Annotated in this window: 14 protein-coding genes and 1 CRISPR repeat array; of the genes, 8 read left to right on the top strand and 6 right to left on the bottom strand. The window is 29.3% G+C overall.

Annotated elements, in window-relative coordinates; translation table 11 throughout:
* Positions 1–33: 33 nt before the first annotated feature.
* A CRISPR array of direct repeats spans positions 34–1,128; the repeat unit is 30 nt; unit sequence CCTATAATAGAACCATAGTGGAATGTAAAT.
* Positions 1,129–1,394: 266 nt separating this feature from the next.
* From GOQ27_RS08195 to GOQ27_RS08180, 4 genes are all read left to right on the top strand, one after another.
* Positions 1,395–1,799 (top strand): hypothetical protein, encoded by a 405-nt coding sequence (locus GOQ27_RS08195; RefSeq protein WP_203366360.1) that lies wholly within the window; start codon positions 1,395–1,397, stop codon positions 1,797–1,799.
* A gap of 68 nt (positions 1,800–1,867) precedes the next feature.
* Positions 1,868–2,038, top strand: a complete 171-nt coding sequence (locus GOQ27_RS08190) for a hypothetical protein (protein WP_203366359.1) — start codon at positions 1,868–1,870, stop codon at positions 2,036–2,038.
* Between the two features lie 161 nt (positions 2,039–2,199).
* Positions 2,200–2,550, top strand: coding sequence for a hypothetical protein (locus GOQ27_RS08185; RefSeq protein ID WP_203366358.1), 351 nt, complete (start codon positions 2,200–2,202; stop codon positions 2,548–2,550).
* 24 nt (positions 2,551–2,574) lie between these two features.
* On the top strand, positions 2,575–3,921 hold the full coding sequence (locus tag GOQ27_RS08180; RefSeq protein ID WP_207751282.1) for a CCA tRNA nucleotidyltransferase: 1,347 nt from the start codon (positions 2,575–2,577) through the stop codon (positions 3,919–3,921).
* A 3-nt stretch (positions 3,922–3,924) separates the two neighbouring features.
* Here GOQ27_RS08180 and GOQ27_RS08175 read toward each other — a convergent pair whose 3' ends face one another.
* From GOQ27_RS08175 to GOQ27_RS08160, 4 genes are all read right to left on the bottom strand, one after another.
* Entirely contained in the window at positions 3,925–4,326 is a 402-nt protein-coding gene (locus GOQ27_RS08175; RefSeq protein WP_203366357.1) for a hypothetical protein, read from the bottom strand.
* Complete coding sequence (locus tag GOQ27_RS08170) at positions 4,316–4,693, bottom strand: zinc ribbon domain-containing protein (protein WP_203366356.1); 378 nt, start codon at positions 4,691–4,693, stop codon at positions 4,316–4,318. Before GOQ27_RS08170 ends, GOQ27_RS08175 begins: the two co-directional genes overlap by 11 nt.
* Before the next feature lie 126 nt (positions 4,694–4,819).
* Positions 4,820–5,044 carry a hypothetical protein gene (locus GOQ27_RS08165; protein ID WP_203366355.1) on the bottom strand — a complete coding sequence of 75 codons (225 nt, stop codon included), beginning with the start codon at positions 5,042–5,044 and terminating at the stop codon, positions 4,820–4,822.
* Positions 5,037–5,606 carry an RNA polymerase sigma factor gene (locus GOQ27_RS08160; RefSeq protein ID WP_203366354.1) on the bottom strand — a complete coding sequence of 190 codons (570 nt, stop codon included), beginning with the start codon at positions 5,604–5,606 and terminating at the stop codon, positions 5,037–5,039. The genes GOQ27_RS08165 and GOQ27_RS08160 overlap by 8 nt, the downstream gene beginning before the upstream one ends.
* A 335-nt stretch (positions 5,607–5,941) precedes the next feature.
* Between GOQ27_RS08160 and GOQ27_RS08155 the strand changes: the two genes are divergently transcribed.
* Together GOQ27_RS08155 and GOQ27_RS08150 are read left to right on the top strand one after the other, a co-directional pair.
* Positions 5,942–6,304 carry a hypothetical protein gene (locus tag GOQ27_RS08155; protein ID WP_203366353.1) on the top strand — a complete coding sequence of 121 codons (363 nt, stop codon included), beginning with the start codon at positions 5,942–5,944 and terminating at the stop codon, positions 6,302–6,304.
* A gap of 99 nt (positions 6,305–6,403) precedes the next feature.
* Positions 6,404–7,315 carry an HD-GYP domain-containing protein gene (locus tag GOQ27_RS08150; protein WP_203366352.1) on the top strand — a complete coding sequence of 304 codons (912 nt, stop codon included), beginning with the start codon at positions 6,404–6,406 and terminating at the stop codon, positions 7,313–7,315.
* Between the two features lie 56 nt (positions 7,316–7,371).
* Here GOQ27_RS08150 and GOQ27_RS08145 read toward each other — a convergent pair whose 3' ends face one another.
* Both GOQ27_RS08145 and GOQ27_RS08140 read right to left on the bottom strand, forming a co-directional pair.
* Positions 7,372–7,686 (bottom strand): rhodanese-like domain-containing protein, encoded by a 315-nt coding sequence (locus GOQ27_RS08145; protein ID WP_203366351.1) that lies wholly within the window; start codon positions 7,684–7,686, stop codon positions 7,372–7,374.
* Between the two features lie 60 nt (positions 7,687–7,746).
* On the bottom strand, positions 7,747–9,009 hold the full coding sequence (locus GOQ27_RS08140) for an MFS transporter (protein ID WP_203366350.1): 1,263 nt from the start codon (positions 9,007–9,009) through the stop codon (positions 7,747–7,749).
* 185 nt (positions 9,010–9,194) lie between these two features.
* Here GOQ27_RS08140 and GOQ27_RS08135 point away from each other — a divergent pair, with 185 nt between their 5' ends.
* Both GOQ27_RS08135 and GOQ27_RS08130 read left to right on the top strand, forming a co-directional pair.
* Positions 9,195–9,971 (top strand): alpha/beta fold hydrolase, encoded by a 777-nt coding sequence (locus GOQ27_RS08135; RefSeq protein WP_203366349.1) that lies wholly within the window; start codon positions 9,195–9,197, stop codon positions 9,969–9,971.
* A 70-nt stretch (positions 9,972–10,041) separates the two neighbouring features.
* On the top strand, positions 10,042–11,172 hold the full coding sequence (locus tag GOQ27_RS08130; RefSeq protein WP_203366348.1) for a zinc-dependent alcohol dehydrogenase: 1,131 nt from the start codon (positions 10,042–10,044) through the stop codon (positions 11,170–11,172).
* The last annotated feature ends 87 nt before the right edge of the window (positions 11,173–11,259 follow it).

The raw sequence follows: 11,259 nt of genomic DNA, 5'->3' as shown, positions 1-11,259 counted from the left end.
ATCAATTTGAAGGTGAAGAATACAAAAAACCTCCCTATAATAGAACCATAGTGGAATGTAAATACAGAAGAGGAATTAAAATACCTTGAAAATGATTTGCAAGCCTATAATAGAACCATAGTGGAATGTAAATCTTGCTAAATTTAAGAAGGGTAATATTGCAGGACTTCCTATAATAGAACCATAGTGGAATGTAAATAAGGATAAATTTGACGAGTTAAACAATGAGAAAAAGCCCTATAATAGAACCATAGTGGAATGTAAATTTTCAGTGTAACTTGCCATATCCCACTGACGACCTTCCTATAATAGAACCATAGTGGAATGTAAATCATAGTGAGGAATATTTCTTTTATTGCCCTACCCATACCTATAATAGAACCATAGTGGAATGTAAATCACAATGAAAAAGATGTATTAATATGTGATGGTTCACCTATAATAGAACCATAGTGGAATGTAAATATCTATGTATACACAAAATATAGTAGGGAGAGAATACCTATAATAGAACCATAGTGGAATGTAAATAAGAAACTACCTGCTAAGATTATTTTGAATATAATGTCCTATAATAGAACCATAGTGGAATGTAAATATGAGTAGGAATAAGGCAGAGATAATATTGAGCGGCCTATAATAGAACCATAGTGGAATGTAAATGCGAATAACTGTATATTCATTGTAAAGTTTTCATTAACCTATAATAGAACCATAGTGGAATGTAAATACAGGGGTTGTACCAATTTCTCTAAAATAATAATGTCCTATAATAGAACCATAGTGGAATGTAAATTATAACACTAGGTAATATAGACTCAACTAATACAGAACCTATAATAGAACCATAGTGGAATGTAAATTTCAATGTATAACCTATAGGTAATAAAATATCTCTAGCCTATAATAGAACCATAGTGGAATGTAAATAGGACTCGCTATAATTATTTCTGTAGCATGTGTCGCCTATAATAGAACCATAGTGGAATGTAAAGCTTCTTTCAACAACATTTTCAACCCAAGCATAAATACCTATAATAGAACCATAGTGGAATGTAAAGACCTTAATAAATGGGTGGACACAGTCAACAGGTACGGCCTATAATAGAATAATATTGGAGTATAAATTTAAGGATATTGCTGAAAAGGAGGTAGAATGCCTATATTTAAACGTATATATAATAATAACAATCTATAAAATGTTTATATGATGATTAATATATAGTTAATAAAACTAGGTATTTACAATAAATACCTAGTTTTATTATTTAGCATCAGGGTAAATAGATAAATAATATACTCACTTATCAGAAAATTTTACATTTGTAATAAAGGGGATTTTAGAAACCTGTAGAATATAAATTAGATGAGTTTCTAATTGGAGGGTGAAGAGAATGAGTCCAATTTTTAAAAATGTTATTTATTCTATATACCAAGTGCTTATATCTAAAGATGAGAAAGAGCTTACTAGAGATTCAGAATTTTATTATTTAGTAGGACAAGTATTAAATTATATAATTGATAAAACAGGCCTAGATAAAAAAGAAAATAATGAAATAGAAGTATTTATCTATTTAGAGGATAATGAAGAAATAAAAGAGAACCTAAATATACTTTATGATAAATATTATGAGTACTTACCAAATAATCAGGAGATTTTAAAAAAGGCATTAAAAGCCATATATGACTATGATGCTAATAATAAGCTTGTGAATAAGAATATAATATTTAGTGGATATTTAAAAGAAAACCTGATAGATTACATAACTACAGAGAAAAAAGATGATTTAGCAGAGTAAAAAATACCTTGCAAAATATATAAATATATATTATACTTTTAGAAATATCTATTTAGAGGAGAATAAAAATGAGACAAAAAGCAATATCAATATATATGAATAAACCAGTACATAGCTATAAACAACCGAGAATTAATAAAAGATATATTCATATACTCTATTTTATCATTGATATAGTACAAAACTTTGTTTCATCTATTATATTTGTTCCCTATAGATATCATCAGAAAGTTATATAAACTTATATTTTAGGAATGAAATATTTTAAAAAGTACTTATTAAGGGTTAGAGTAGAGCTTTACTCTTGATAAGAAAGAATGTTGATTTTGAGTTTAACCTTCTTATCCAATGGGTAAGAAGGTTTTTTGTCGTATTTATATTTTTAGCAGGAGGATGAAGGATGAAAAGTTATAATGTAGAATTAAAGAAAGTAAGTGGAGGATCTGGATTTGCCAGTTCGATGATAAGGTTAAATGCTAATACCAAACAATATATAAATCATATTTTATATGTTATTGATAAAAACCTATTTGGTGATGAACATGTATTGGAATATACTATAGATGAAGAGAAACTAAATGTAGATTTTCATGGGAAACAAATATTTACTACAATCTTATCAGAAGTAGAAAAATTTAGAAGTATATCTGCAAATGAGTTTGAAAAGAGAATAATTAAGGCTATAGAGGCAAAAGGATTTAATACTGATAAGGAAAATGAATACTATATGAAAGTATTCAATGAAGGATAGATATATAGATAAAGGATGATAATCATGGAGATGCCTAAAGAAGTTATGTATGTATTAGAAAAATTAAATAATGCTGGATTTAAATCCTATATTGTAGGAGGCTGTGTAAGGGATAATTTTATGAAAAGACTACCAAAGGATTGGGATGTTACTACTTCTGCATTGCCCGAGGAGATTATGGATATTTTTATAGATGAAAAGACCATAGAGATCGGGAAAAGATTTGGTACCATTACAGTGATAAAGGATAGTCATCCTATTGAGATCACCACCTTTCGATCTGAAGGAGACTATATAGATGGAAGACGGCCTGGATGGGTAGAGTTTCAAAAGGATATAGAAGCGGATTTATCTAGAAGGGATTTCACAATAAATGCTATGGCATATAATGATTTAAAAGGATTGGTTGATCCCTTTAATGGCAGGGGAGATATAAATAAGAGATTAATTAGAACTGTAGGAAATCCCAAGAAAAGGTTCAATGAAGATGCCTTAAGGTTACTGAGGGCTATAAGGTTCTCTACGGAACTAGGATTTGAAATAGAAAAAAATACATATAAAAATATAAAAGAGCATAAAGATAATTTATTGGAAGTCAGTATAGAAAGAATAGCTGATGAATTTCTAAAAATACTTCTAAGTGATAAACCATCTAATGGTATAAGACTCTTAGTAGATACCGGTGTAATAAAATATATTATCCCTGAAATTGTTGATACTGTGGACTTTAATCAATGTAATCCACATCATGATAAGAATGTATTTGATCATATTCTCTGTGTTGTGGATAACTCACCTAAAGATATTGAACTTCGATTAGCAGCTTTACTTCACGATATAGGAAAGCCTGATACCTTTACTAAGGATGAAGAAGGAATTGGTCATTTTTATAATCACGATAAAGTAGGGGCGGAATTAAGTGAAAAGATTTTAAAAAGATTAAAAGCGCCTAAAAAAGCTATCTCTTTAGTATCTAATTTAGTAAAAGAGCATATGATTTGGCATAATGATATAAGTGATAAGGGGTTAAAGAGACTTATAAATAGAGTAGGGGAAGAAAATATTATTAAGCTATTAACTCTAATGAGAAGTGACATCTCATGTAGTTTAGCTATAGAAAGACCAGAAGTACAGGAAGAGTTAGCTATAATTGATAAATTAGAATATAGAATAAAGAATATTTTAGATAATAGAGAGGCATTATCTATAAAAGATTTATCCATAAATGGAAAGGATTTAATAGACCTAGGTGTCTTTAAGGGACCTCGGGTAGGAGAAATTCTAAATATTCTTCTAGATAAGGTTATGGAAGATGAAAGTCTTAATAAAAGAGATAAATTATTAGAAGTAGCAAAGAAGGAACTCCAGTAATAATTACTGGAGTTCTACATATCTAACATCAAATTTACCTTTGGAAGAATCAGATTTTACTTTTAATATATACTGTCCCTTTTCTAAATTAATACTTAAACTTCCTTGATCATCTTTAGTGAATTTCTTTTCTAATATAGTGAGTTCTTCTTTATCTAATATAACAATAGACAGGGTTCCTTTTACTACTTTTATATTATAATTAATGCCTATTTCACTATCTTCTTCAAGTTCAAATATTTTTTCTTTACTACCATTAAAGTAACTATATTTAAAATGCATTCCATCCTTCTCAATATCACCGCTACTTAAGATACTTAAACCAGTAGATCTAGAGGTGCATCCCATTAAAGATAAAGTTAACATTACTAATAATACAGATAATAATATTTTTTTATTTTTCATTCACTTTCTCTCCTTTATTATCTAAACTACTTGAACAAGAGGGACAAACAATCCACTCCTCATTGATTTCCTGGCCACAATTATCACATTTAAGTCTTCTATTATGTTTATAATAGGGACATATCTGATAATCCTTTTCTATAGATTTGCCACAATTAATACAGTTTTCCCTTTGAGTATTATTTCTAACTAATAGATATACAACTAACCCTAAAAAATTAGGAATCAGAGTTGCGATTAATACCCAGGGGCCTCTCTTCATTCCATGTTTAGGAGCATCTCTATATACAAATATACCTACTCCTAAAAAATAGATTAATAGCAATAAACTTAGGATGGAAAAAATAATGGTTTCAAACATAAACATTTATATTCCTCCTCTGATTGATTGGTTAACTTTCATTATAAAAGTATTAAATTCCTTTTTATGAAAATAAATTACTAAAGCTAAGATATTAATAAAAGCTCCATAACTTATTAAGATACCTATTATCTATTTAAGACTAAACTGAAATACAGTAAAAATTAAAAATCCTTGAATTAAAAAGCAAAGAGAACTAAGGATTAAAATAATGAGTATGGGCATTATTTCTCTTCTATATCTCAAAATATCTATCTCCTTAATATCTGACTTAACTCTTTTTATGATTTCTGGAGAAGCATTTATTTCCTCAGATAAATAATCTTTTAATAGACCATCAAATTTTTTATCATCCATAAAATTCCTCCTTTAATAGTGATTTTAATCTATTCTTGGATGTATTTAATCTTGATTTTACAGTTCCTACAGGAATATCTAGTATATCAGCAATATCCTTATAGGATAAATCTTTAAAATAATATAGTATAAGAGGTATTCTGTACTTATCCTCCATGCTATTAAGGCTAGCTCTAATAGAGGATCTATCTTCTTTGTGTAATAGATCTTCTAAAGGGGTAATATTATGAGTTGAATTATTAATCTCTACCTCTTTGTTTTCATTACTGAAATAATCTTTAACTATATTCAGCCACCTTTTCTTTTTGTTATATTTATCTCGATAAAGGTTAATACAAATTGTATATATCCAGTTTTCAAAGGTTTGAGAAGAATTATATTTATGTATATTTTTAAATATTTTTAACCAACTTTCTTGAAATAGGTCTTCTGCTTCATCCTTTGATTTAGATATTTTATTACAGAGCTTATAGAGGAGATTCTGATATTTATCAATAAGCAAATCAGCAGAATATCTATTACCATTTATGTAATTTTCTATTAATTTCTTATCTTCAATCATTATCTTCCTCCTTTCATTTACTGTATACGGATGAGTTATTATTTTGTTCACATAAATTATAAATTTATTATATCAATATTTTTAGAGGGGAAATAGGACTAGAGAACTAAATACAATATAAAAGACGGGGAGAATGAATATCGATAGTTTATGTAAAAAAGAAAAGGGTATTTTGTTAGTAAAAATATAAATGTAAAACCTTATTTAATAGGACTATAGCCCTAAATTTTTAGATGTAAAGGATCTGACAAAATTATGCAGGATTTTTCAAATTTTTGTCGAAAATAAATAAGTAAAGCAACATAAGTTAAATCTCTCACAAAGGAGGTGTAGATATGAAAAGAAAAATAATATCCATTGCATTAGTTTTAGTATTATTAATGGTTAGCTTACCAGCCTTTGCAAGTAGTGATGTGGAAGATTCTAATTTAGAAAAAGTATTAAGAAGGGTAGAGATAACAAATGCTCTAATAAAATCTGAGGTGGAATTCGCTCAAGAATTATGTGAGATACCAGGAATGACTGAAGAAGATATTGATAAAGTTATTGATACATTAGTAATGGTAACGAATTATCAAGCTCAGTCTACTATAAAAATGGCTGAATCATTAGGAATAACAGTTGAGTGTCAATATGATTTGTACATAATTGGAGGAAGAGAAGTATTTATAGATCCATTGATAGTTCCCGCATGGTAAAACATATAGTATAATAATAAATCAATAACCTACGCTTGTTAGATTATTGATTTATTACTATGTTATAATTAAAGAAATACTTATCCGGAGGAGGTAAATATGAAAGACGGATTAAATATAGGGGACAATAATGCTTTTATAGAGCAATATGTACAAGAATATTCTAATTTGAGTCTTATAGCTAGAGGTGACGGTTCTGAAGTGATGATTCAAAATATAAAAGCTGATATTCACTTTTTTATTGAACCGGGTGAAGATCCAAACCTAATGGAATTTTTTTATATAACTGATGGAGAAGTACTATTGTCTATAGATGGAATAGATAAAAAACTTAAAAAAGGTGAATATTTTTATGTTCACAAATTAAAAACTGCAGTAAAGGTAAAATCTATCACTGATGTAACCTTGCTATATGTAACTACTAAACCAGTATTTCATTATATAAGTGAGCATATAAAAGAACTAATAGAAATATCAAAAAGAAGTCAAAAAAAAGACATGTATACTCATAATCATGGAGACAGAGTTCAAACATATTCTATAGAAATAGCAAACAGATTAAAGCTTTCAGATGATGAAGTAGAAAGGATAGCGTTTGCTTCATTATTTCATGATATAGGAAAGATAAATGTACCAGATGAGATACTTAAAAAACCTTCCTCTTTAACTAAAGAAGAATTTGATTACATAAAGAAACATCCTGAGGATGGAGGAAAGCTTGTAGAAAAAACATATTTTAAACATATATCTAAAGTTATTGAACAACATCATGAGAGGATTGATGGTTCAGGCTATCCAAGAGGATTAAAGGGTGATGATATATGCTTAGAAGCTAGGATTATATGTATAGCAGATAGTTATGATGCTATGACTTCGGACAGGCCCTATAGAAAGGGTATGACTCCCCCTGATGCTCTAGAGGAAATAAAGAATTTAGCTGGCACTCACTATGATAGAGAATTAGTTGATATATTCTGTGAAGTATTATTTGAAAAAGAAGGAATTAAATAAAATGTTTTATAATAAATAGAATCCTCAATATTTAATATTGAGGATTTTTTGATATCTTATTTTACTAAAGGGCCATTATAGCTCTCCATACCCCCTACTACATTTTTAACAGTATATCCAGCCTTAGTCAATATATTAGCTGCAGTTCTGCTGCTACCACCTACATAGCATATAACTAATACAGTCTTATCCTTATCTAGCTTTGACATATTAAAAGGAAGATTTCTTATTGGGATATTTATAGCTTCTTTTATATGTCCAGAGGCAAAAGCTTGATCATTTCTTATATCTAATATTATAGCGCCCTGATCCATTTCTTTTTCTATTTCTGCTGCTGTGATATTTTCATATTTTGCTCCAAATCCAAACATACTTATACCCCCTACATCTATATAGTAGATATTTTAATATATCTATCAACAATAGTCAATTTATCTTTTAGCAGCTTTTTGTCTAAATATAATTGGTAGTATTTTCTTTTTTTCTTGGAATATTATATAAAAAACACTAGATCCTATGAGATAGCAGAGTATTGTGAAATAATATGGTGCATTATATGAGTATTTGGTCATCATTATCCCCCCTAGATAAATACCTAAGGCTCTAAATATATTACTAGTTAAGGAAGTCATACTACTTATAAGAGCTCTACCTCTTTCATTTATTAAATCCATGGATAAATTTTGTATTATAGGATGAGCCATATTCATCAACGAAGATCTAAAGAAAAAAGATATTGCTATAAGAACTATACCTTGGGGCCAAGCTATAGATAGTAAAAAGGGCACTGATAGTAATTGACACATTAACACAGTCCGGACTTTTCCAAATTTACTTGCTAGAATAGGAACTATAGATCCACCTAAAATTGTACCAAATTGGGCGAAGGATAGGATAGTGCCCACTAAACCATCAGATACCTGTAGAGTATATTTTAGGTATATGCTAAAGAATGGAACAACCATTCCAGCTCCTAATCCAATTATAGCTATATGTAATACATATAATCCTATGTTAGGGGTAAGTATACCAACGTAATCTTTTACTTTAAAAACTTTAATTTCTTTTTTATCTTTCTTATCTTCTGAAATTTTATAAACCGGTATTAATGTAATAAGAACTAAAAGAGTAGATATAGCTAAGGCTAATCTAGCTGATAATTGATTAGAATAGAATAATTTAAAGAAATCTGAAGTATATCCAGATACAAGGCTTCCAGTCATAAAGCCAGCATTTTTTAGAACAAAATTCAAACTAAATACAGAGACCCGTTGTTTTTCTGTAGTATTTTCATATACAAAGGGTGCTTCTATAACAAAAATAATAGCATATCCTAATCCAAAAATAACTGAGAATACCTGCATAAATAATAGATTATTTACATTTATCATACCCAGGCCACCTAATATGATGGAAAATATGGCTATAGTTATACTCTTTTTTCTACCTAATGCATCAGACATTAAAGCTGCAGGAATAGATCCTATTCCCATGGATAATGTTCTAAGGGATATTAAACCCCCTACCTCTGCTTCTAGAAAACCCTTATCCCTTAAATATATTCCTAAAAGGATATCAAATGATGACATAGTAAAGGTGGTTAAAAAAGCAATACTTAAAAAGGATCTTGCATTACTTGAAATGCTAGAATAGAAATTAGAGAAATTCTTTATCTTAGATAATATGACTCTCATATATATAGCCCCCATTAATTAAGTTTCCTCTGAATTATATCACATTATTTCGGAATACGAAATATTCAGAATAGAAAGATATTTTTTAATTTATTTAATAAATATATTACAATAATTGGGATTATTATATCTTAGCTAACTTGTGGATATACTCCTTATATGAGGGCTCTTATTGGGAGGTATATATGTTGAATATAGAAGTAGATGGGATTAAAATTTCATATGATAAATATGGAGAAGGAGAACCAATAGTATTTTTACATGCAGCCAATCTCTCTAAAAAGGAATGGAAACACCAAATCCCTTATTTTAAAAATAGTCATAGAGTCATTACAATGGATTTTCCTGGCCATGGAGAGTCAGACCTGCCTAAAGAATACTCTATTGAATATTTTGCAGATGTGATAGTAAATGTTCTTGAAAAATTAAGTATAGACAGTTTTATAGCTTGTGGCCACTCCTTAGGAGGGATGGTTTCTCAAACAATATCTATAAGATACCCTCAAAGAGTTAAAAAACTTATACTAGCAGATTCAACTTTTGGAGTCCATCCTAAGAGTCAAAAATCTTTATCTAGAAGAATAATGCGAACAACTATTAAGAACCTAAGTATTCCTGTCCTTGCAAAGTTTCAATGTAGAAATCTTGGTAAATATAATTATGAAGTGAAAGAATATACCCATGAAGAAGTGATGAAATTCACTTCTAATCATAATAATTATAATAAAATATGGGAAGCCACTTCTAAATTTTATAGTAAACCTTACTTAAAAGATATAAAAGTACCTACATTAATAATGGTGGGAAAGTTAAATAATGTAAGTCATGAACAAGGTCAAATATTTAATCACCTTATACCAAATTCTAAGTTAGTTTTCATAGAAAAGGCAGGTCATATGCTGAATATGGATAATTATACTCAATTCAATAAAGTAGTAGAGGAGTTTATTCAAGGTTATTAATATTATTTTGGATAAAAAAGCAAAGCTATCAAATAATATCTATATATTATAAAGCTAAAGGAGAGAATCTATGAAGGCTGTAACGTATCAAGGATTAAAAAATGTAGAAGTTAAAAATGTAAAGGATCCTATCATTGAAAAAAATGATGATATAATAATCAAGGTTACTTCCACTGCGATTTGCGGATCTGACTTACATCTAATTCATAATATGATTCCTAATATGCCTAAAGGATATATCATTGGTCATGAAGCTATGGGAATAGTACAAGAAGCAGGAAAAGAGGTAAAGAGTGTTAAAAAAGGAGATAGAGTTATAATTCCTTTTCCAATTTCCTGCGGTCACTGTTGGTATTGTGAACACGATTTATGGAGCCAATGTGATAATTCAAATGATCATGGAGAGGTGGGAGCTATATTTGGATATAGTGAAACCTTAGGAGGGTATGATGGAGGTCAAGCAGAATACTTAAGAGTACCCTATGCTAATGTTGGTCCGAAGATAATTCCTGAAGATTTGACTGATGAACAAGCATTATTCTTAACTGATATTTTACCTACATCCTACTGGGGTGTAGAAAATGGTGGGGTAAAAATAGGAGATACAGTAGTTATATTAGGATGTGGCCCAGTGGGATTATTAGCACAGAAATGGGCTGCCTATATGGGAGCCAGTAGAATAATAGCAGTAGATTATATTGGGTATCGTCTAAATCATGCAAAGAAGTTTAATCAAGTAGAGATTATAAGCTTAGAAGAACATGATAATGTAGGTGATTATATTAAAGATATAACCAATGGTGGAGCAGATGTGGTAATAGATTGTGTAGGTATGGATGGAAAGATGACTGTAATGGAAAAGGCAGAGACTCTTTTAAAACTCCAAGGGGGATCAAAATCTGCCATCGAAGTGGCTACTCAAGCAGTAAGAAAAGGTGGAACAGTATCCATAGTAGGTGTATATGGAGCTAGGTATAATAACTTCCCCTTCGGAGACTTTTTCTCAAGGAACATAACTCTAAAAATGGGTCAATGTCCAGTTCATAGTTATGTAGATCCTATATTGAAATTAATTCAGGAAAAGAAAATAGACCCTACAGATATAATCACTCATAAAATCCCTTTAGACAAAGGAAAGCATGCCTATGAAATATTCGATCAAAAGCAGGATGATTGTATCAAGGTAATATTGAAACCTTAGAAGATAACTTTGTTAATAACTAAGATGAACCTTTGTTTATCTTAGTTATTTTTTATAGCTTTATAATTTGATATAAACCTTTTATCC

Origin of the sequence: Anaeromonas frigoriresistens, from assembly GCF_016820655.1 — a bacterium.
GTDB classification, from domain to species: Bacteria; Bacillota; Clostridia; order Tissierellales; family SIT17; genus Anaeromonas; species Anaeromonas frigoriresistens.
The sequence above is the reverse complement of the archived record's forward strand: the minus strand, read 5'-3'. Positions and strand labels throughout refer to the sequence as shown.

Bases quoted from the DNA above. Each gene is read 5' to 3' on its own strand.
- GOQ27_RS08195 (WP_203366360.1), top strand. From the start codon at position 1,395: ATGAGTCCAATTTTTAAAAATGTTATTTATTCTATATACCAAGTGCTT.
- GOQ27_RS08190 (WP_203366359.1), top strand. From the start codon at position 1,868: ATGAGACAAAAAGCAATATCAATATATATGAATAAACCAGTACATAGC.
- GOQ27_RS08185 (WP_203366358.1), top strand. From the start codon at position 2,200: ATGAAAAGTTATAATGTAGAATTAAAGAAAGTAAGTGGAGGATCTGGA.
- GOQ27_RS08180 (WP_207751282.1), top strand. From the start codon at position 2,575: ATGGAGATGCCTAAAGAAGTTATGTATGTATTAGAAAAATTAAATAAT.
- GOQ27_RS08175 (WP_203366357.1), bottom strand. From the start codon at position 4,326: ATGAAAAATAAAAAAATATTATTATCTGTATTATTAGTAATGTTAACT.
- GOQ27_RS08170 (WP_203366356.1), bottom strand. From the start codon at position 4,693: ATGTTTATGTTTGAAACCATTATTTTTTCCATCCTAAGTTTATTGCTA.
- GOQ27_RS08165 (WP_203366355.1), bottom strand. From the start codon at position 5,044: ATGGATGATAAAAAATTTGATGGTCTATTAAAAGATTATTTATCTGAG.
- GOQ27_RS08160 (WP_203366354.1), bottom strand. From the start codon at position 5,606: ATGATTGAAGATAAGAAATTAATAGAAAATTACATAAATGGTAATAGA.
- GOQ27_RS08155 (WP_203366353.1), top strand. From the start codon at position 5,942: ATGAAAAGAAAAATAATATCCATTGCATTAGTTTTAGTATTATTAATG.
- GOQ27_RS08150 (WP_203366352.1), top strand. From the start codon at position 6,404: ATGAAAGACGGATTAAATATAGGGGACAATAATGCTTTTATAGAGCAA.
- GOQ27_RS08145 (WP_203366351.1), bottom strand. From the start codon at position 7,686: ATGTTTGGATTTGGAGCAAAATATGAAAATATCACAGCAGCAGAAATA.
- GOQ27_RS08140 (WP_203366350.1), bottom strand. From the start codon at position 9,009: ATGAGAGTCATATTATCTAAGATAAAGAATTTCTCTAATTTCTATTCT.
- GOQ27_RS08135 (WP_203366349.1), top strand. From the start codon at position 9,195: ATGTTGAATATAGAAGTAGATGGGATTAAAATTTCATATGATAAATAT.
- GOQ27_RS08130 (WP_203366348.1), top strand. From the start codon at position 10,042: ATGAAGGCTGTAACGTATCAAGGATTAAAAAATGTAGAAGTTAAAAAT.